This window comes from Desulfovibrio faecalis (assembly GCF_053570625.1).
This window is the reverse complement of the sequence record NZ_JBRBQR010000001.1, coordinates 1,995,171-2,014,122: the sequence shown is the minus strand read 5'-3', so window position 1 is coordinate 2,014,122 and position 18,952 is coordinate 1,995,171. Positions and strand designations below refer to the sequence as shown.

The following is an 18,952-nucleotide window of genomic DNA, read 5'->3' as shown; positions in this document are numbered from 1 at the left end:
GTTATCCGGCCAACCAACTGACCGGATAACGCTTTTATTGTATTGCTCATCTAGAACACGCCGGTTACGCGCCCGGTTGCCACATCCACATCGATGTTGCGGAAGGAGGGCCTGGAGCCAGTACCGGGCATAAGGCTGATATCGCCCGCCACCGGGGCCACAAGGCCAGCGCCGCCAAAAAGCAGCACATCGCGCACGTGCAGCCGCCAGGATGAAGGCACGCCCTTACGCTTGGCATCGTCCGAAAGCGAATACTGGGTTTTGACCATGCACACGCCAAGCTCGTCCGCATCGGGGCGTTCCTGAAGCGTCTTGAGCCGCTGGGCGGCCATGGGTTCAAAATCCACGCCGTCAGCGCCGTACACTTCACGGGCAATGCAGACAATGCGTTCGGCAATGGGCAGCTTCCAGTCGTAGAGCGGGCGGAAGTTCCGCTTGGGCGAATTGCAGGCGTCCATGACGGCATCTGCCAGTTCGAGCGCGCCTTCGCCGCCCTTTTCCCAGTGTTCCGAAACTGCCACGCTTGCCCCGGCCTTTTCGCAGATACGGCGGATAGCGGCAATTTCAGCGGGCTTGTCGGTATAAAACTTGTTGATGCACACCACAGAGGGCACGCCGGAACGGCGCACAATGCCGATATGGTGCAGCAGGTTGACGCAACCAGCCTCCACCAGACCCACATCTTCCCGCAGGTATTCTTCGGGCAGGGGCTGACCGGGGCGGGGCTGCGGCGCGCCGCCGTGGTGCTTGAGCGCCCGCACGGTGGCCACGATCACCGCCGCGTCAGGCGCAAGGCCGCTGTATCGACACTTGAGGTTCCAGAATTTCTCGTAGCCCATTTCTGCGGCAAAGCCGGATTCTGTCACATGGATGTCGCCAAGCTTCAGCCCAACCCTGTCGGCAATAACCGAACTCTGGCCCAGGGCGATATTGCCGAAGGGGCCAGTATGCACCAGCACGGGCTGGCCCTCGATGGTCTGGATAAGGTTGGGCTTGATGGCCTCCACCAGCCAGGCGGTCATGGCGCCGTCCACTTCAAGATCGGCTGTGGTCACGGGCCTGCCGTTGCGGTCAAGGGCAAGCACCATGCGGCCCATGCGCTGCCGCAGATCGGCGAGGTCGCGCGCCACGGAAAGAATGGACATGACCTCGGAAGCAACGGTGATGTCGAAGTGCGAGCGCATCATAAAACCGTCGTTGCGTCTGCCGTCGCCTTCCATGCCGATAATCACGTTGCGCAGGGCCTGGGCGCAAAAATCCATCACCCAGCCGGTGCTGACGCGCGTGGGGTCAATATCCAGACGGCGCATGCCCGAAAGCCGCTCAAGCGTTGCGTCGTCATAGTTGCGCTCATGCTGCATGCGGGACGTGAGGGCCGTCATGGCAAGATTGTGGGCCGCGCCCACGGCATGGATATCACCCGTAAAGTTGAGGGAATACGGCGTGAGCGGGATGCACTGCGAAAGGCCGCCGCCAGCGGCGGAACCCTTCATGCCCATGGTGGGGCCGCCCGAAGGCTGGCGGATGGCGGCAGAAGACCGCAAACCGCGCCGCGCAAGCCCCTGCACCAGACCAATGGTGGTGGTGGACTTGCCTTCGCCAAGGGGCGTGGGGGTGATGGCCGTAACGTCAACATACTTGCCGTTGGGCCGGTTCTCAAGCCTTTGCAGCACTTCCTGCTGCTCAATCTTGCCCATGTATCGGCCATAGGGCAGCACTTCTGAAGGTTCCAGCCCCATCTCGGCGGTCAGTGCTTCAAAAGTTTTCATATTCTGTTCGGCATCCAGGGCTATCTGCCAGTCCGGGTGCTTGGTGGGATCAAGAGTCATGCTGTCTCCATACAACAAAGAATTGGCAAAATGGTACGGGCCGCCCGCTGGGGCGTCAAGTCCGAGGCATCAGGCATAGTGGCGGCCTTGCGGCTGTAGACCGCATCATATATATACCACAACAATTCCGCCATGTTCATGGGCGGGTTTGCCTGCCGTAACTGGCAGGCTGGAAATTTCACCGGGCGCATGGCAAAAGGCCATAAAGCCCCAACGGCTCGGCACCCAATTTGCCGCCAAAGCACAGGAGCAGCCATGCGATTCACCGCCCAACAGGGCCGCCTGAGCGTACATCTGCGCGTTTTCCGCCAGGGGCGCGACTTGCAAGTGCTCTGCGGCGGCGGCGCAACCCATATCGGCGCTGTGGCTCTGGCCGCGCCCGCGCATGGTCAGGCAGAGGCCCAAAGCCATCTGGCAGGCCTGCCCGGCCACAAGGAAGCCGCCCTCGCCCAACGCATGGCCGAGCGCATGGCTCATGCCCTGAACTGCGCCGTGTGCGTCAGCGCGGGCATCCACTACGACAACATAACCCGCGAAGAAATCCGGCAGGTCGAGCAGATGGTCCACGACCTGACGGAGCGTTGCATCTCCGCGCTGCAAAAGGATTCTCCATGCTCACGGTAAAAGACCTTACAGAACTGGAAAACTACATACGCAGCGGCGAACTTGAAGCCGATTTCAAGGACGGCTGCGAAAACGACCGCTTCTACCTGCTTGAACTGCTGGAAAAGCTCATGGACGTCTCAGAACTGGCAGACGCCGCCGCCACACGGCTCATCTTCAAAGGGTTGCCCGTTCCGCCGCCGCCCACAGAAAAATAACCTGCGAGACTGACTTTAGAAGCCGCCAGCCGGAGGCCAGGGCGACAGCCTTTATCCTTGCAGATGCGCTCCAGATTCCAAGGCCCCTGTCACCACTGCGCAGAGCCGGGCCACATCCTCAGCCGGGGTAACATACGGCGGCATAAGGTAAACGAGGCGGTTAAATGGCCGCACCCAGACGCCGTGCTGCACAAAGTATTTCTGTAATGCCAATGTATTGACGGGTTCGCACGTTTCCACAACGCCTATGCCGCCCAGCACGCGCACATCGGCAACGCCTTGCAATTCCGCACAGGGGGCAAGCCCTGAGCGCAGTCCGCTTTCAAGATTTGCCACCTTCTGCCGCCAGTTTTCCTCCTGCAGCAGGTCAAGGCTGGCGCAGGCCACGGCGCAGGCCAGAGCATTGGCCATAAAGGTGGGGCCGTGCATAAACACATTGCCCCCGGCGCAGATGCTCTCCGCCACACTGGCTGTGCAGGCCGTGGCAGCCAGGGTGAGCACCCCGCCCGTGAGCGCCTTGCCGCAGCAGAGAATATCGGGCGAAACACCGGCCCATTCCGCAGCAAACATCTTGCCAGTGCGCCCAAAGCCCGTGGCGATTTCATCAAATATCAGCAGCGCGCCAGCCTCGCGGCACAGTTGCGCAAGGCCGCGCAGGTATTCGGGATGGTAAAACCACATGCCTCCCGCGCCCTGCACCACTGGTTCAAGAATCACCGCCGCGATCTCGTGCCCGCGCCCGGCAAAAACGCGCCGGGCATCGTTCAGGCTCGCGGGATCAAAGGGCTGGTCAAAGCGGCAACTTGGCCGTTCCATAAATATCTGTTGGGGCAGCATGGTTGTAAACAGGCTGTGCATGCCCGTCACCGGATCGCACACAGACATGGCGCCAAAGGTATCCCCATGATAACCGCCGCGCGGCGTTAGAAACTTGCTGCGCCCGGTCTGGCCCCTGCCCTGCTGGTATTGCAGAGCCATTTTCAGCGCAACCTCCACCGCCACCGAGCCAGAATCGGCAAAAAACACGCGCTCAAGCCCCGCAGGCATGAGGCGCAGCAGCCTTTCGGCCAAATTGACCGCCGGTTCGTGCGTCAGGCCGCCAAACATTACGTGGGGCATACGCCCGGCCTGTGCGTGCAGGGCATCCATGAGGCGCGGATGATTGTATCCATGGACGGCAGCCCACCAGGATGACATGCCGTCCACAAGTTCCCTGCCGTCTGCCAGCACAATACGGTTGGTTCTGGTGCATGCCACCGTGCTGAGCAAGGGCGGTTGCATGGCCGAGGCGTAGGGGTGCCAGATGGTCTGATGATCGCGGCGCACAACATCCGCGCCACAGTCGCAAGCAGCATCCTGTGAGGATTGCAGATGCAGCACCAGCGGCTCAAGCCCCTGAGCCAGCGTCTGCCAGCCCTGTGCATCCAGCTGTGCTACACGCGGCAATTCCACCAGAGGCGCAGTCAGGCCCTGTTGCGCCAGCCGCCCATGCAGCATGGCGGCATTGTCGGCCAGCATGGCGTCCACATCCACACCGGGGCAACCCGCTGCCGGATCGGCAGAGGGGACGAGCACCACTCCAGCCAGTTGCAGGCCGTTATGCCGCAGCGCATCCAGCGAAAGCAGAATATGGTTCAGCCCACCCAGATAGTTGCCGCCCACAAGCAGCACGGGCAGGCCCACCGAGGCCATGAGGTCGAGCATGTCCTCACGCTCGTTGAGCGGCACCCGCAAGCCTCCAGCGCCCTCAAGAAGCAGCATTTCAGCGGTGCTGGCGCGGCTGTGGCAAATCATGTCGTTGCGCAGCCCTGCGCAGGTCAGGCGAGCGCCTTCGCGGGCGGCGGCCAGATGCGGTGAAGCAGGCAGGCTGAAGCAATGCAGGGCCGTGGCAGGCAGCATGACGGCGCTTTGCGACATGCCCGCAACGGCGGCAGCGTACACGCGCGCATCGGCCAGGGGAGCCGTAGTGGCCTGCTCCGGCGCAACACCTGTCTGCACAGGCTTTACAGCCTGCGCATTGACTCCGGCCAACAGCAAGGCCCGCAGCAGGGCCGCCGTCACAACGGTCTTGCCCACATCAGTGCCGGAACCGGATACAAAAAGGCCCCTTAGCGGCCGATCAGTTTTTCCCTCAGCAGTTTGCATTGCAGCGAACCTCAAGCCCTTGCGCGGCGATCATTTCAAGATCATGCGCAAGGCTCTGCCCGTGGGTTGTAAGATAATCGCCCGTCATGAGGGCATTGGCCCCGGCGGCGAAAATTTCATTCTGGCGGTTGCCCAGCACCAGGGGCCTACCCCCGCAAATGCGCAAGGTCGCCTTGGGCAAAATGTGCCGGAACACGGCGATGAGCGTCAGCGCTTCATCAGCGGTGAGGGGCTTCTGCCCTGCCAGCGGCGTTTCCGGGTGCGGATGCAGAAAATTCATGGGCACATGGCCTACGCCCATCTTTTTAAGACTGAAGGCAAAATCCACGCGGTCTTCCCAGCTTTCACCCAGGCCGAACAGGCCGCCGGAACATACGCTCAGGCCCGCCTCGCTGGCTCGCAGCACAGTGTCGCGCCGCTGCTCCCAGGTTTGCGTGGTGCAGACGCTGGAGTAAAAACCCTGCGAGGTTTCCATATTATGATGAAACCGGGTAAGCCCGGCCCCGGACAAAAGCGCAAAATCTTCGGCAGTGAGTTTGCCCAGCGATGCGCAGACGCGCGGGCGCACGGCATCCGGCAGGCCGGAAATTACCGTGCGCAGGCGCTGCAATTCGCTGCCGCTCAGGGCCGAACCGCTGGTAACAACGCCAATGCGCGCCACAGGCAGGGCTGCGAGATGCAGAATGCGCTCGCGCAGTTCATCGTCCGGCAAGAGAGGAAAAACCTCAATGGGGGTGTGATTGTGCCTGCTCTGGGAGCAGAAACGGCAATCCATGGAGCAGTTGCCGCTTCTTGCATTGATGATGGCGCACAAAACAATACCGCGCCCAAAGGCCGCTTCGCGCAGCGCAGTGGCCCTGGCAAACAAGTGTTCCTGCGGCAGGGACAAAAGCGCGAGGGCTTCGGCGGGCGTTGCAGCCGCCTGTGATTCAATCATGATATAACCCTGAAAAAGAACAATGATGCAGAGCAAAAATCATTTGCTGCCCGTAACCGCCCTGAATGGCAGCCATGCCGTCATACAGGCAGGTACAATGCCATTTTTTGGCCTAAAAAAAAAGCCCGCCTCAGGGGCGGACTTTCAGACCAATGACAAAGCCTGCTATTGCGGGTTTTATGCCGGAGATTCTTGAACCTTGCGGCGCTTTTCCCACAGCTTCATGTCTTTCATCTTTTTGCGGCGTTCGCGCTGCAGGGCTTTGCACACCAGAGGTGCATCTTTCTTGAAGCCCCACTTTTCGCGGTATTCAGCCGAGGTCATGCCGTGGCTGGCCAGATGACGCTTGGTAAGGATCTTAAAACTCTTTCCACACTCAAGGCAGGTGACGGACTTTTCTTTGACCGACTTGCGTGCTTCAACGGCCATTTCGCCGCTGTCCAGTTCCACAGGCGTTTCGCCTTCAGCAACTGCTTTAATGCCCTGCGCCACTTTCTGTATAAAGGCGGCTATTTCTTCTTCGCTCATAACGCGAACGCCAGCTTGTGCTCTGGTAATTTCCAGCGCCTCTTTCAGATAATCATCCATAACTACCCCTTTATTGTCTTCAACATACTCAATCTGACGCGCTGCGTACCCGCCTGATCGGCTCATTGACAGAACAGTCGGTCCCCCTCCCATCCTGATGGTGAGAACATACACAGCAGCTATTGTTTCGTCAATGTACTATACCCTATAATATAAAATTGTGTTGCAAATTTTACATAACCATTAATCCAGAATGTATTAACTTGTTGCAGTTACTTAGTGTCGGTGCAGGCGCAACAAACGTAAAAAACAAGGAGGCCGCTTGAAAAAACTTTCCCAAGCGACCTCCCGGACGGAATCCCGGTGTAAAGTCAGATTACCGCGAGAACATGCTACTTTAAGACAAATGTGTCATACTTTGATGCAGTTCCCCAGAAGCGGTGATCCAGATACTGCCCACGAATGTTCTTTGCGTATCCTTGCGTAATTCCAGTCAGATCTTCGGATACAGAAGCAACGGCAAAGGCGGCGCTTGCACGCTGCTCAAAGGCACGGAGCTGGTCTGTCTGGCTTTCTGTCAGGCTTTCCTGCCCGGCAAGATTTTCAGGCAGGGGTTCTCTGTATTCCAGTATGACCTTGGTGTCATTAAAATTGTATCTGGCGGCAAAACCGCGCGTCAGCCAGCGCATGGGCTTTGCGTCGTCCGTCAGCCCTGCAATGGCTGAAAATGCATCCCTTTTGCTGTCCACAATATAGGTGCTGGCCGCAAAGCCGTCATTGTTGAAAATCTCCACACCCTTATCAACGCTAAAGGGGCGCTGCCCGTCGCTGTCCCAGTACCAGCCGCGCGGCACCTCAGCCAATCCCACAATGGCCAGGGGGCTTTGGGGATCGCCCTTGCCGTAAACAGCAACCCAGGCATGCAACGGCAAGCCGCCGATAATGCCCGCGTCATCAAGGCTGACGCTTGTCTCGCCGCCGGTAAGCAGGGGCATGTTCACGGCCTTGATGCTGATGGCCGGACGTGCTGTGGAAATATAGGCCGTGTTCTGCATTCCCCTTTGCAATGCGCCGGTGCATCCGGCCATCAAGGCAAGCAGGCCGAGTGTAACACAAAGAAGCACTCTGTTCATATGCCCTCCAAGGCTGACGGCGCACATTACGTCCTGCGTCATCGTGTGAAGCTTGCGGGACGTTCCATCGCACTTATCCATTAAAATTGCATCCGACAAACAATTCCACCCCACGGCGGAACTGCTGTCGTGCCTTATCATATTCCAAGGAGTGAACGCATGCAATGCGCCCTCCCATGCCTGACCGGCATATGGAAGGGTTCAGTGCCCTCATGCATGACGCGCCGGGGTCGGCAGCTGCAGGCAAGGGGCACAGACACAAAGGATGAAAACCGGGGAAGCTAGGGAGCAGCGGGCTTTGCGGCGGGCGCAGCCTGACTGCCCGCCCCGCCTGGCAGGTAGTTTTGCAAATCGCGCGAAACCTCAAAGGTGTGAAGTTCCGCCGTGGCTGCCCTGGCAAAAGGCGAATCGGCATAGTTGCGCACGATATCCTCAAGCAAAGCCTGAGCCCGCGTGGCATCGCCCAGCTTGCGATACAGCCGGGCCTCGCGGAAGCGCAAGCCCGGATATTCCGGCGATTCCTTGGGTACAAAGGCATTGTATCGTGCAAGCCATTCCAGGGCTTCCGGTACACGGTTGCCCACCTCGCAAATATCCATCAGTGAAAGAATGGCATCCTTGATGCGCTGCGGGTCGGCCTTGTCGGAACGCTCGTTCTGCAACTGGGTAAAGAGATCAATCACCTTGCGGTTCAGCGTGTAGGAATTGCGAATGTCCTTGCGCTGTTCGGCATCACGGGCAAGAAAGTATGTGGCGTAGGCCCGCTGATAGAGCGGGATATCCTGCCGCTCGGCAAGCTTTTGCCACATGGCAAGAGCAGCCCCGTTCAGATTGAGGTTCTGGGCCGAGAGCGCCATGGCGTAGTCAAGCTGGGTGCGCAATTGGGGGTTCAGCGGCCAGGTAGACACCAGTTTGCCAAGATCAAGAATCTTTGCCCAGGCCCCGGCCTGAAGATAGCGGTTGAAAAATTCCGTAAAAGTCGCTTCCCCATACTGGGGATCCATGGGCGACTTCAAAAATTCCGCAAGCATGCCAAGGGCCTGTTCCGTATCGCCCCGTTCAAGCAATCCCTGCGCCAAGGCATAGCGCATGCGCGGGTCTATAGCCCCGTAGCGCTCGCGCACCAGGGGAAAGCCATTCCACAAAATGAGAATGCGCCCATAATTTTTTTCAGCCATGGAATTGGCAAGTTCTTTTTGAAAAGCAAGCCAGATAATATCGCGGGCCTGCGCCACGTTGGCGTTTTCTGGGTAGCCATCAATAAAATCTGCGGCCTTGCCCATGGCCTCGGTATAACGCTTGCTCCAATAGAGCCACATGGCCTCCTTGAGCCGCGCAAGTACAGACTCCGGCGCAGTGCGCGAGGCCGCCGCAAGGTTGGCGTAAACCTTGGGCAGATTACCACTGGCGGCTCTGGCAAAAACCTGGGTCATGGCCTCGTAATTGATGGGCGAATCATAAATGCCGCCCTCGGCCAGACGCAGATTTGCCATATTTGCCGCATGAGTTCCCGCAAAGTGCCGCGTCAGATAGGAGTACAGAAATTCTGCCCCGCTCTTGTTGCCAAGGCGAGTGTACATGTCGCCCATTTTAAGGAGCAGGTCGTCATTGCCCTTTTGCCCGGGTACAAGGTTGTAATACAGCCAGTACAGGGTCAGGGCCGCAACGGGTTTGTCCAGAGCTTCATCATTGGCGCCCTGCAAAAACAGGAATGTAGGGTCTTCAATATAATAGCGGGGCCAACGTTTGCTTATAAAGTCGAGAATAACCTGGGCATTGGCGTACTTGCGCTGGTTGTTCAGCGCCTGGGCAAGCCCCACGGACGCCTCCTGCAAAAAGGAAGATTCAGGGTACTTGTCGAGCACGATGGCAAAGGACTGCTCCGCCTGGGCATCCATGTGTCGCTTGAGCTGCGCCTTGCCCAAGGCTGTAAAACCTTGTGCTACGCCAGGATAATCCGGATAGCGCCGATACATGGCCACAATGTAGCCCCCGGCGTCTACCAGATTGCCCACATTGACGTTTACCAGCCCCAGCCGCAGGAGGGCCTCCGGCACGCGGGGAGAACGCAGGTCAAAATTCATGGCTTCACTGGTGGCTGAAACAATAGGCTCAAAGCCAGCCAGCGGATTATCGGCATATCTGGCCCATACGCAATCGCTGATGTAATACAGCGTCTTGAGGCGCATTTCGGCGCTGATGGTGGGCATTTCCTTCAGTTTTTCCAACTGCGGCAAGGCCTCAACGAACTTGCGTTCCTTGATGAGCCTCTCTGCCTCTTCCATCATTTTTTCCGGGTCAGCAGGCTTGGCAACAGGATTGCCCTGTTCGTCCACATAGACCACGGGCCGGGGTTCTTCCTTGGGAGCAGCGGCCCCGTGACCGCCTTTTTCTTCGGCATGGGGCAGACCTACCACATTGTCCGAAACCTTGCCGGATACATTGCCGCCCGCGCCGTTCGGCTTTGCCTGACCGACCACGGGGACAGGCGCAGGTGCGGAAGCTGCGGCGGGCGCAGGTTGCTGAGCCGGTGCAGTTTTTACCTGCGGCGCTGGTTGCGGCGCTGGTTGGAGTACAGGCTGCGGTATGGCCTGCGGCACAACCTGCTGAACAGGTTGTGGAACGGGCTGAGCTTGCGGTTGTGCAATGGTCGGCGCTGCGGGCGCTGCCGCGCGCTGGACTCCATTTTGCGGGGCAGGCGCAGGCTGAGTTCCGGGTTGGCTCGCAGGCGCAACCGGAGCCGCTGGTGCCGTCGTTGCCGCTGTGGCCGGAGCCGCAACAGGAGCATTGCTGGGAATTGATGTAGAAAGCCCCTTACTGTCAGGCCAATTTTCCGGCCCGCCGGGGTTCACCCGGCTCATAAGGCTTTGGCCGTCCAGCGTCACGGCGAGGCTGCCCGCACCGCCTGCGGCTTGCGGCACCTCGGCGGCTTCGGCGGTTTTGGTCGAACCAAGGGCAGAAAATTTCTGGCTCAATTCCGCCAGCTTTGCCTTGCCCGCGTCAAACAGGTCAGCGGTAAACAGGCCAGCGATGGGCAAGGCCTTTACACCCTGCTGCACATCGGCCAGCAGCTTTTGGGTCTTTTGCAAAAAACCCACTGCGGCATCTGCAGGCAGGTTAACGGCAAAAGAAGCACCCTGCCCTTCTGAATCAGCAGAGGCGTTGCCCGCCGGCACACCCGCCGCATCCAGGCGAGAGGAATTTTCCCCTTTCTGGGTTCCGGCGGCAAAAATTTCTATATCCAGTTCAGAAGGAGAAGGCCGACGCATGACATGGTTAACGGCCTTGGGAGAAAGCGTAATGCGCAACTGGCCGTTGGAAAGCCCGATGCTGTCGAGCAGCGCGCCCGCAGAAGGCGCTGCACCGCTGCGTTCAAGCGTTGCGGAAGGATCGTCAAGGTAGAGAAGCAGGGTATTGCCGGTGCGCAAGAGCCTGTGCACCTGACCGGGGCTGTCGAGCGTGAGGCGCAGCCTTTCCCCAGCTGGCTGTGAACTTTTTGACTGTTGCCCGGCAGCAGCGGCTGCGTCAGTATCTGCAATGGGCGCCCAGTTCCAGCTCATGCTGTATGAAGGCTGGACGGGCAGCAAAAGACTCGCAATCAGCAGCAAAGCCCCAACACGTGAGCAGCGTTGGGGGATCGCACCCTTGCGGGCAGAAATATGAGGCCGTGGCGCGGCGGCGAAAAGTTGTGTGTTCACTTGCACTTCGCAGGATATGTCGTGGCGTCTGAGCCGCAAAATCCAACGCAAATTTTATGCAAATTTTATGCCGCTACATACTGCGTTTCTTGAGCTTTTCAATAAGCGTTGTCCGCTTGATGCCCAAAAGCTCGGCGGCCTGATTTTTTACTCCCTCTGCCTTGGCCAGAGCCTCATCAATAAGGCGGCTTTCCACAGCATCAAGAAAATCTTTCAGGTTCTGCCCCTGAGCCGCCAAAACCCCCAGATTGGGCCACACAAAAGCTCCGTTGGCTGCAACGGGCATTGCGGCTTCAGCCTGCGGCACTGGGGCGGGTGCCTGCTCCACGCCGTCATCAGCGGTGGGTTCGGCGAGAGGCTCCGCCTCAGGTTCGCACGCCGGGGCATCCTCCGCCACCGGGGGCAGCAGCGACACATCACCTACCTGATCCAGAATCTTGTGCGGCAGATCATCCATGCACACCGTGTCGCCATCCACAAGGATGCTCAGGCGCTCCATGAAGTTTTCAAGCTCGCGCACATTGCCGGGCCAGTTGTAGGCCGCCAGAATACGCCGCGTTGTTTCATCAAGCAGCATGGGATCGCGCGCTTTTTTGGTGCAGAAATGGTTGAGAAAATAGCGCGCAAGCAGCAGTACATCGTTACCGCGCTGGCGCAGCGGCGGCAAGTGCAGGGGAATGACGTTCAGGCGATAGTACAGATCCTCGCGGAAGCGCCCGGCGGCAACTTCCACCTCAAGATCGCGGTTGGTGGCGGCCACAATGCGCACATCCACCTTTTTGCAGCCAGTGCCGCCCACGCGCTCGATTTCCTTTTCTTGCAGCACACGCAGAATCTTGACCTGAAGACTTAACTCCATCTCGCCGATTTCATCCAGAAAGATGGTGCCGCCGTCAGCCATTTCAAAACGGCCTTGCCGCGAGCGTATGGCGTGCGTAAAGGCGCCCTTTTCGTGACCGAAAAGTTCGCTTTCAAGCAACTCTTTAGGGATGGCCCCACAGTTGATGGGTACAAAGGGCTTGTCAGCCCTGCGACTGTTGGCGTGAAGCGCGCGAACCAGCAATTCCTTGCCAGTTCCCGATTCACCAGTTACAAGCACAGTGCTGTCCGTGGGCGCAACCTTTCCGAGAACCTTGAAGACTTCGGCGAGGCTGGTGCTCTGGCCGATAATGCCGCTGGTATTCAACTCCATGTGTGCATTCTCCGCGTGCATATCCTTTCCTGTGTCAATACACTGACACGCATTGGATTACCAGTAAAAATGCGCCTATTCTACCGCATTTACCCTCAGCCATGCCGCATTTAGCCATGACCGATTTGCCGATACGCATTGCCGCCCCCTCAAATACCCTTGCCTGCTGCCCGGCCCTGCCACAGTGCCCACTCGACGCTTCGCGCGCAGAAGTTCTGGAATCACTGGCTCAGGGCCACAATCTGGTGCTCAGCGCCCTGCCGGGAGCGGGCAAAAGCAGCCGCGTCCCCCTCTGGCTCATGGGGCAGTCCTGGCTTGAGAATCGCCGCATTCTGCTGCTTGAGCCACGGCGCGTGGCGGCCCGTGCGCTGGCGCGCTATATGGCGGCCCTGCTGGGTGAGGAACCGGGCGGCACGGTGGGCTACCGCATGCGTGACGAAAGCCGCGTCAGCAGCCGCACCTGCGTGGAGGTTGTCACCGAGGGCGTGCTCACGCGCATGTTGCAGGAGGATCCCGAGCTGCCGGATATAGCCTGTGTGATTTTTGACGAGTTCCATGAACGCTCGCTCACTGCCGATACCGGCCTTGCCCTCTGCCTTGAGAGTCAGGCGGCACTGCGCCCAGACCTGCGGCTGATCGTCATGTCTGCCACTCTGGATGTGCAGGCCGTGGCAACACTCATGGGAAACTGCCCTTCTGTTGTGTGCGAAGGCAAGACCTTTCCCGTGCAGATGCGGCACCTGCCGCCTAAAATTCGCGCGGGGCAGATTGTGGGCGGCCCTCTGCCTGCTGCCGGAGCAGGGCCGCTGCTGTGGCGGCATATGGTTGATGTCATTTTGCATCTGCTGCGCACAGAACAGGGCAGTCTGCTGGCTTTTTTACCCGGCGCAGGCGAAATCCGCCATCTTGCCAGCCTGCTTGAGGGCGCTTTGCCCGCTGATGTGGCCCTTTGCCCGCTCTATGGCAATCTTAGCGCCAGAGAGCAGGATGCGGCCATCGCGCCCGCCCCGCAGGGGCACCGTAAGGTGGTGCTTGCCACATCCATTGCCGAAACCTCACTGACCATTGAGGGCGTGAGGCTCGTGGTGGACAGCGGCCTTGCGCGCCTGACGCGCTTTGATCCGGCCAGCGGCCTCACCCGCCTTGTGACAGAGCGCGTGTCGCTGGCTGGCGCTGCCCAGCGGGCCGGACGCGCCGGACGCATTGAACCTGGCATCTGTTGCCGACTTTGGGCAAAAGAGCAGGAAAACGGCATGCGCCCGCACATCCGCGCTGAAATTCTGGATGCCGACCTCACCGGGCTCGCCTTGCAACTGGCGGTCTGGGGCGTGACAGATCCGGCCTCGCTCGCCTGGCTCGACACGCCGCCCTCGGCCCATCTGGCTGTTGCCAGACAAAACCTTCTGGCATTGGGCGCGGTGGATGACCAGTTGCGGCCAACGGCTTTGGGCCGCAGCATGGCCGCATTGCCCCTTGCGCCGCGCACGGCGCGCCTGCTGCTGTGGGGACGCGACAAATCCCTTGCCGCATTGGCTGCCTGTATCGCCGCGCTACTGGAAGAACGCGACCCTCTGGCCTTTGCCGCTGGTAAAAGCAAGGGCGGCATGCCTGCCGCTGGTGCGGGATGCGATGTGCTGCGCCGCCTCGACTGGCTATGCCGCGATAACGCAGCGGGCAAGAATGCGGATGCCGCCCGCGAGCGGGTACGCCGTCTGGCGCAACGGCTCATGCGCCAGATTGATCGGCATGAGGAGAAAGGTTCCCGGTCTGCGGCACAGGGGCAATCCAACAAAACGGGCAACATTTTTTCCGCAGCTCTTGCTCTGGCCGCAAGCCTCGGGCAACTACTGGCTGTGGCGTGGCCGGAACAGGTCGCCATGCGGCAGACAGACGGTCAGCCGCAGAGCAGCAATGGAAATTTTGCGGGAGGGGCGGCTCCCATGACGCCCTATCTCCTGCGCAGCGGACGGGCCGCCCAGATAGCCAGCGAGGATCCCTTGGCGCGCCTGCCCTTTCTGGCCATTGCAGAAGTTGACGGCGCAGCGCCACGCGGGCGCATCCGCCTTGCCGCCGCACTTTCGCCCGATGATCTTGCAGCGCTTTTCAGCGCTGATATTTGCAACGAAGACAAACTCACGGTTTCGGATGCCGGGCTGGTCAGCGCCCGGCGGCAGCGAGTTCTGGGATCTCTGGTTCTTGAGGATGCCCCCCTGCCCCGACCTCTACCCGATCAATGCGCGGCTGCCCTGTGCGCCCATGTGCAGAACAAGGGGCTGGAATGTCTGCCGTGGGATGATGCCGCAAAGCAGTGGTGCGCGCGGGTAAGCCTGCTGCGCGAGCTGGAGGGCGAGGCATGGCCCGATGTTTCTGGCGCCGCGCTGCTGGCGACTCTTAGTGATTGGCTTGCGCCAGCCTTGCAGCAGGCACTCGAAAGGTCAGCCGGGCAAGGCAAACAGGGACGCGCCAATTCGCTGGCGGCGCTCGGGCCGGAGCAATTGCTGGATGCCCTGCGCCGTCTACTGCCGGGTAATCTTCACCGGATACTAGAACGGCAGGCCCCCACGGAGTGGCAGGTACCGTCAGGGGCCATGCGACCCATTGTGTATGGTGAAGACGGCGGCCCCTGGCTGGCCGCCAAGTTGCAGGAATTATTCGGCTGCGTGGACACGCCGCGCATAGCTGATGGACGCGTAGCTCTGGTGCTGCGTCTCAATTCGCCCGCAGGGCGCCCCTTGCAGGTTACACGCGATCTGGCCCACTTTTGGCGCAACGGCTACCCCGCAGTGCGCGCAGAAATGCGGGGCCGCTATCCCAAGCATCCCTGGCCGGAAGATCCGGTTAACGCCGTGGCCACGGTTCTGACCAAGAAACGGCTTGCCGAGCGGCAAAAAAGCTGACGCGCCCGCAAATTTCCATCGCAGCAAGCCCTTTGCTGTTGCGCCCGGTCGCGATACCAAGCGCCTAAAAAACATCGCGCTCTGTCAACTGGCGCACAAATTCGCGCGCGCGTTGCTCGCTGTAGTATTCCTGCTTCTGTTGCACAAAACCCACATGCCCGCCGTGCGGGGCAACCTCAAGATGCAGGTGCGCGCTCTGCTCCGCCGTCTGCCACGGATAACACGAAGGCGCGCAAAAAGGGTCGTCCGCTGCCATAAGCAACAGGGTCGGCACGTCTATGAAGGGCAGGTCGGGCAAAACCGTGTTCTTTTCCCAATAATCTTTGGCTGATGCAAAACCAAAGGCAGGCGCGGTAAAACGCTCGTCAAACTCCGCAAAAGTATGAATTTTTTCCACACCGTCAACTGAAGGATAGGAAGGAAAACGCTCGGCCTTCTCTCGGACTTTTTTACGTAGTGTGCGCAAAAAATAGCTCATGTAGATGCGGCAGGCAGGGCCGTCCATGACCGGTGCAGCGGCGGAAAGATCGCACGGCACAGACACAACCACAGCCGCCCGCACCAGTGGCGAAACCGGCCCACGTCCCAGATAACGGCAAATCTGGTTGCCCCCCATGCTAAAGCCAGCCAACAGCAGGGGGCGGTCAAACTGCTCGGCAAAGCGCACCACAGTTCCCAAATCTTCAATCTCACCCATATGATACAGGCGTGCAGTACGGTTGCTCTCACCCGAGCAGGAGCGCATGTTCCATGCCAGCACGTCAAAGCCTTCGGCCCGCAGGGCATTGGCCATGCCCAGTACATACTTGCGGCGGCTGTTGCCCTCGAGCCCGTGCGAAATAACAGCCATGCCCCTGCCCTGCCCAAAGGGGCGCTCCGCCCTGTCCTTTCCAAGCGAGGGATGCTGATCAACATCAAGAAAGTCGCCATCAGGCGTTTCCAGGCGCACCCGGCGCACAGAGGGCGACATTTGCGGCTTTTCACGAAAAAGCACGGGCCACATGGTGTTGGCGTGGCCGTTGCGCACAAACCACGGCGCAATGTATGTTGAAACAAGAACTGGCATGACAATCCCGGTAAAAGATGGCGGCGCAGCCGCGCTGGCAGATTCAGACAATGACGGTTTGACGGCATACAAGGGCTTGGCAGCCGCCAAGGCCTCGTATACCTTCGCCGCATGCACAACAAAGCTCCCCAAAATAGCGCCACGCGCAAAATTCTGTCAAATCCGGCACGTCAGGCCTTTACCCAGCAAATACCCAGCCCCAAGGCCGCACCCGCTGCGCCTGCGGCAGCGGCTGTAAGCGCGCAGCCAGCCCAGCCCAGAGGCAAGGATGCTGTACAATCCATGCACCCCAAAAGAAAAAGCGCGCCGCCCGTGCACAACGGCGGGCAACGCTGCCCGGATATGGCAGATGTGCTGATTTTAGGCGCTGGCGCTGCGGGGCTTATGTGCGCCCGCGAGGCGGCGTCAAAAGGCTTGAGCGTTGTATTGCTTGAGCGTGGGTCTGTGCCCGGGCGCAAGCTGGCTGTGAGCGGCGGCGGCAAGGCAAACTTTACCAACCGCACAGTCAGCCCCAAGGACTATCGGTGCGACGGAAGCAGGGGCAATGCATTTTGCGCCCCAGCACTCAAAGGCTTTACGCCGGAGCGCATGCTGCGTCTTGTGCAGGAATGGAACCTGCCCTTTGAAGAACGTACCCACGGACAGCTTTTTCTGACTGTTTCTGCGCAACGGCTGGTCAGAGCGCTGACAGACGACTGCCGCAAACACGGCTGCGTTATTGCCTGCGGCACTACAGTATCAGCAGTGGAGGCGCAGGGGGATAGCTTTTCTGTGCAGACGGAGGGCGGCTCATGGCGCGGCAAGGCTCTGGTGCTGGCGCTAGGCAGCCCGGCATGGCCTCAGGCTGGTGGAAGCGGTGCTGGCTATCGGCTGGCGGAAGAACTGGGGCACAGCATTGTTCTGCCACGCGCAGTGCTCACGCCGCTTCGCCTTAATTCGGATTCACCCCTGCTCGACCTGACGGGCATCAGCCTGCCTGCGGGAGTTACACTTGGGCAACGCCACTGGGAGGACGACCTGCTCTTCACCCATGAGGGACTCAGCGGGCCAGCAGCCCTCAAAGCATCCCTCTATTGGGCTGAAGGCGCTGCAATCACGCTGAATTTTTTACCGGAGCAGGATGTTGCCGCGCTTATGGATGCGCCGCAGGCGGGCAAGCAAACCCCGCGCGCCCTGCTGGCAAGGCTTCTGCCCCAAAGGCTTGTGGACGCCCTGCTACCGGAGGAAACCGCGAGGCGCAAAGTTGCGGAGCTTTCGCGCGCGGCCCGTTTGGCGATTGTGGAGGCAGTGCAACGGTACGCGGTGACGCCGCAGGCAACTGCGGGGCTAAAAAAGGCGGAGGCCTGCTCCGGCGGCGTAAATACCGACGAAATAGACCCCAAGACCATGCGCAGCCTGCTGCAAAAAAATCTGTTTGTGGTGGGCGAACTACTGGACGTTACAGGCCTGCTGGGCGGCTACAATCTGCATTGGGCATGGGCCAGCGGCATGGCGGCTGCCAGAGAACTGACCCGCAGCACTACCGCTCAGGCAGTTGCGCCTGTCACGGATTAAACGGCTGGCAGCTCACTGCATGCCCCTAGAGTGGCAACGCTAGATGCGGTTGCAGTAGACGTTTTCCAAAAAATGCTCCATGGCTTCATCCGCCTGACGAATGTAGTCCTGGAGCGGAAACTGGGCCTTGCAGGCCGGGCAGTACATATAGACTTCGTGGCAGGTGCGGGCGATATGCAGGGGCGCGCCGCAGGTCGGGCATACAAGCGTAGTCTTGACATCACGGGGTGCAAAAAAAGCCATGGCGATTCTTTGTGTTAGAAGTATTGTTTGAAGTGCTGGCCTGTCTGAGGCTGGCGCTGTAAGGGCTGCTTTTATCCCCCAGCAGGGCCATTGGTCATGAAACTGGGGCAAACCGCATCTGCCCTTCAAATCCGGTGGCGCAGCGTAGCTTATCCTTAGAGCATTTGCCCCATATTTTTGTCAACATGGGCCAGATGCAGCAACCCCCCTGCCACCATGTTGGGCAGGCCATAAAAAATGCCCGCAAATGCCCGGCTCCCTAGGCTCAAATTTGTTATTGCGTCCGCCGTCCGCTCATGCCATAGACGTACAGCCATATTGTTGTAGATGTGGCATAACCAGAAGAAACGGATACGAACATGAAAAAGCTCCTTATGGCTGCCGTGGCCCTTTCGCTGATGACTGCTCCCTGCCTCTTCAGCACTGAAGCCAACGCCGCTAACACCGCTCCGGCAACTGTTGCAAGTGGAACCAAGGCACCCAAAGCCAGCAAGGCCAGCAAGGCAAAGGCTCCCGCCAAAGCAAAAAAAGTTTCTGCCAAGGCTCCCGCCAAGGCAAAGAAAGCTCCTACAAAGAAAAAGACGCAGGCAATCTAGTTCTTGCTGTCAAAAAGGCCGGTTAAACCGGCCTTTTACAGTTTATATTAATGCGCTATTGAGTGCATAATCAGCTAACAGCAGAATAATGCACGCGCGGGAATGTAAAAATACCACCTAATGCGGAGCAATTTAGTCAAAGTTCATCGTTTGGCAATCATTTTTGAAGCCAATGCAGATAATACTTGACGATTTTTTTGCTTAACAGTACTGTTCGCCCTTATTCATAGGGTGCAGTATTTCTTTTTGCCAGAGACTTTGCGTGGGTAAGGCTTCAAGCGGAAAGTTTACCCACCTCAACAACGGAGTCGTT

Annotated in this window: 14 protein-coding genes; 5 read left to right on the top strand and 9 right to left on the bottom strand. The window is 59.3% G+C overall.

Translation table 11 applies throughout. The features are described 5' to 3' along the window. Positions 1–50 precede the first annotated feature (50 nt). Positions 51–1,829: a formate--tetrahydrofolate ligase gene (locus ACUZ79_RS08940; protein WP_240824462.1), complete on the bottom strand. Its 1,779-nt coding sequence runs from the start codon at positions 1,827–1,829 to the stop codon at positions 51–53. A gap of 255 nt (positions 1,830–2,084) precedes the next feature. Between ACUZ79_RS08940 and lpdD the strand changes: the two genes are divergently transcribed. Together lpdD and ACUZ79_RS08930 are read left to right on the top strand one after the other, a co-directional pair. Continuing rightward, on the top strand, positions 2,085–2,453 hold the full coding sequence (gene lpdD, locus ACUZ79_RS08935; protein ID WP_449251362.1) for a prenylated flavin chaperone LpdD: 369 nt from the start codon (positions 2,085–2,087) through the stop codon (positions 2,451–2,453). Further along, entirely contained in the window at positions 2,441–2,650 is a 210-nt protein-coding gene (locus tag ACUZ79_RS08930; RefSeq protein WP_022659350.1) for a hypothetical protein, read from the top strand. The genes lpdD and ACUZ79_RS08930 overlap by 13 nt, the downstream gene beginning before the upstream one ends. Positions 2,651–2,701: 51 nt before the next feature. Here the strand turns inward: ACUZ79_RS08930 and bioA are convergent, their stop codons facing one another. From bioA to ACUZ79_RS08900, 6 genes are all read right to left on the bottom strand, one after another. Continuing rightward, entirely contained in the window at positions 2,702–4,795 is a 2,094-nt protein-coding gene (bioA, locus tag ACUZ79_RS08925; RefSeq protein WP_449251361.1) for an adenosylmethionine--8-amino-7-oxononanoate transaminase, read from the bottom strand. Continuing rightward, the gene (gene bioB, locus ACUZ79_RS08920) at positions 4,782–5,732 is read right to left on the bottom strand and encodes a biotin synthase BioB (RefSeq protein WP_240824465.1); all 951 of its coding nucleotides are present in this window, start codon (positions 5,730–5,732) and stop codon (positions 4,782–4,784) included. The genes bioA and bioB overlap by 14 nt, the downstream gene beginning before the upstream one ends. Before the next feature lie 177 nt (positions 5,733–5,909). Continuing rightward, positions 5,910–6,320: a MucR family transcriptional regulator gene (locus ACUZ79_RS08915; RefSeq protein WP_240824580.1), complete on the bottom strand. Its 411-nt coding sequence runs from the start codon at positions 6,318–6,320 to the stop codon at positions 5,910–5,912. A gap of 332 nt (positions 6,321–6,652) precedes the next feature. Next, positions 6,653–7,393 carry a DUF4851 domain-containing protein gene (locus ACUZ79_RS08910; protein ID WP_449251360.1) on the bottom strand — a complete coding sequence of 247 codons (741 nt, stop codon included), beginning with the start codon at positions 7,391–7,393 and terminating at the stop codon, positions 6,653–6,655. Positions 7,394–7,674: 281 nt separating this feature from the next. Next, positions 7,675–10,953, bottom strand: a complete 3,279-nt coding sequence (locus ACUZ79_RS08905) for a tetratricopeptide repeat protein (protein WP_449251359.1) — start codon at positions 10,951–10,953, stop codon at positions 7,675–7,677. A gap of 211 nt (positions 10,954–11,164) precedes the next feature. Then, positions 11,165–12,283: a sigma-54 interaction domain-containing protein gene (locus tag ACUZ79_RS08900; protein ID WP_240824468.1), complete on the bottom strand. Its 1,119-nt coding sequence runs from the start codon at positions 12,281–12,283 to the stop codon at positions 11,165–11,167. Positions 12,284–12,399: 116 nt separating this feature from the next. On the opposite strand from ACUZ79_RS08900, the gene hrpB reads away from it, so the two are divergent. Continuing rightward, positions 12,400–15,180: an ATP-dependent helicase HrpB gene (hrpB, locus tag ACUZ79_RS08895; protein WP_449251358.1), complete on the top strand. Its 2,781-nt coding sequence runs from the start codon at positions 12,400–12,402 to the stop codon at positions 15,178–15,180. 64 nt (positions 15,181–15,244) lie between these two features. Here hrpB and ACUZ79_RS08890 read toward each other — a convergent pair whose 3' ends face one another. Continuing rightward, positions 15,245–16,246, bottom strand: a complete 1,002-nt coding sequence (locus tag ACUZ79_RS08890; protein WP_449251357.1) for a YheT family hydrolase — start codon at positions 16,244–16,246, stop codon at positions 15,245–15,247. A 111-nt stretch (positions 16,247–16,357) separates the two neighbouring features. Here ACUZ79_RS08890 and ACUZ79_RS08885 point away from each other — a divergent pair, with 111 nt between their 5' ends. Further along, complete coding sequence (locus ACUZ79_RS08885) at positions 16,358–17,800, top strand: NAD(P)/FAD-dependent oxidoreductase (protein WP_449251356.1); 1,443 nt, start codon at positions 16,358–16,360, stop codon at positions 17,798–17,800. 39 nt (positions 17,801–17,839) lie between these two features. Here ACUZ79_RS08885 and ACUZ79_RS08880 read toward each other — a convergent pair whose 3' ends face one another. Then, on the bottom strand, positions 17,840–18,043 hold the full coding sequence (locus ACUZ79_RS08880; protein ID WP_022659339.1) for a dual CXXC motif small (seleno)protein: 204 nt from the start codon (positions 18,041–18,043) through the stop codon (positions 17,840–17,842). Between the two features lie 359 nt (positions 18,044–18,402). On the opposite strand from ACUZ79_RS08880, the gene ACUZ79_RS08875 reads away from it, so the two are divergent. Continuing rightward, complete coding sequence (locus ACUZ79_RS08875) at positions 18,403–18,639, top strand: hypothetical protein (RefSeq protein WP_240824472.1); 237 nt, start codon at positions 18,403–18,405, stop codon at positions 18,637–18,639. The last annotated feature ends 313 nt before the right edge of the window (positions 18,640–18,952 follow it).

Coding starts and splice junctions, on each gene's coding strand:
- bioB (WP_240824465.1), bottom strand. CDS start 5,732: ATGATTGAATCACAGGCGGCTGCAACGCCCGCCGAAGCCCTCGCGCTT.
- hrpB (WP_449251358.1), top strand. CDS start 12,400: ATGACCGATTTGCCGATACGCATTGCCGCCCCCTCAAATACCCTTGCC.
- ACUZ79_RS08930 (WP_022659350.1), top strand. CDS start 2,441: ATGCTCACGGTAAAAGACCTTACAGAACTGGAAAACTACATACGCAGC.
- ACUZ79_RS08910 (WP_449251360.1), bottom strand. CDS start 7,393: ATGAACAGAGTGCTTCTTTGTGTTACACTCGGCCTGCTTGCCTTGATG.
- ACUZ79_RS08875 (WP_240824472.1), top strand. CDS start 18,403: ATGAAAAAGCTCCTTATGGCTGCCGTGGCCCTTTCGCTGATGACTGCT.
- ACUZ79_RS08890 (WP_449251357.1), bottom strand. CDS start 16,246: ATGCCAGTTCTTGTTTCAACATACATTGCGCCGTGGTTTGTGCGCAAC.
- bioA (WP_449251361.1), bottom strand. CDS start 4,795: ATGCAAACTGCTGAGGGAAAAACTGATCGGCCGCTAAGGGGCCTTTTT.
- ACUZ79_RS08885 (WP_449251356.1), top strand. CDS start 16,358: ATGCACAACAAAGCTCCCCAAAATAGCGCCACGCGCAAAATTCTGTCA.
- ACUZ79_RS08915 (WP_240824580.1), bottom strand. CDS start 6,320: ATGGATGATTATCTGAAAGAGGCGCTGGAAATTACCAGAGCACAAGCT.
- lpdD (WP_449251362.1), top strand. CDS start 2,085: ATGCGATTCACCGCCCAACAGGGCCGCCTGAGCGTACATCTGCGCGTT.
- ACUZ79_RS08900 (WP_240824468.1), bottom strand. CDS start 12,283: ATGGAGTTGAATACCAGCGGCATTATCGGCCAGAGCACCAGCCTCGCC.
- ACUZ79_RS08880 (WP_022659339.1), bottom strand. CDS start 18,043: ATGGCTTTTTTTGCACCCCGTGATGTCAAGACTACGCTTGTATGCCCG.
- ACUZ79_RS08940 (WP_240824462.1), bottom strand. CDS start 1,829: ATGACTCTTGATCCCACCAAGCACCCGGACTGGCAGATAGCCCTGGAT.
- ACUZ79_RS08905 (WP_449251359.1), bottom strand. CDS start 10,953: ATGAGCTGGAACTGGGCGCCCATTGCAGATACTGACGCAGCCGCTGCT.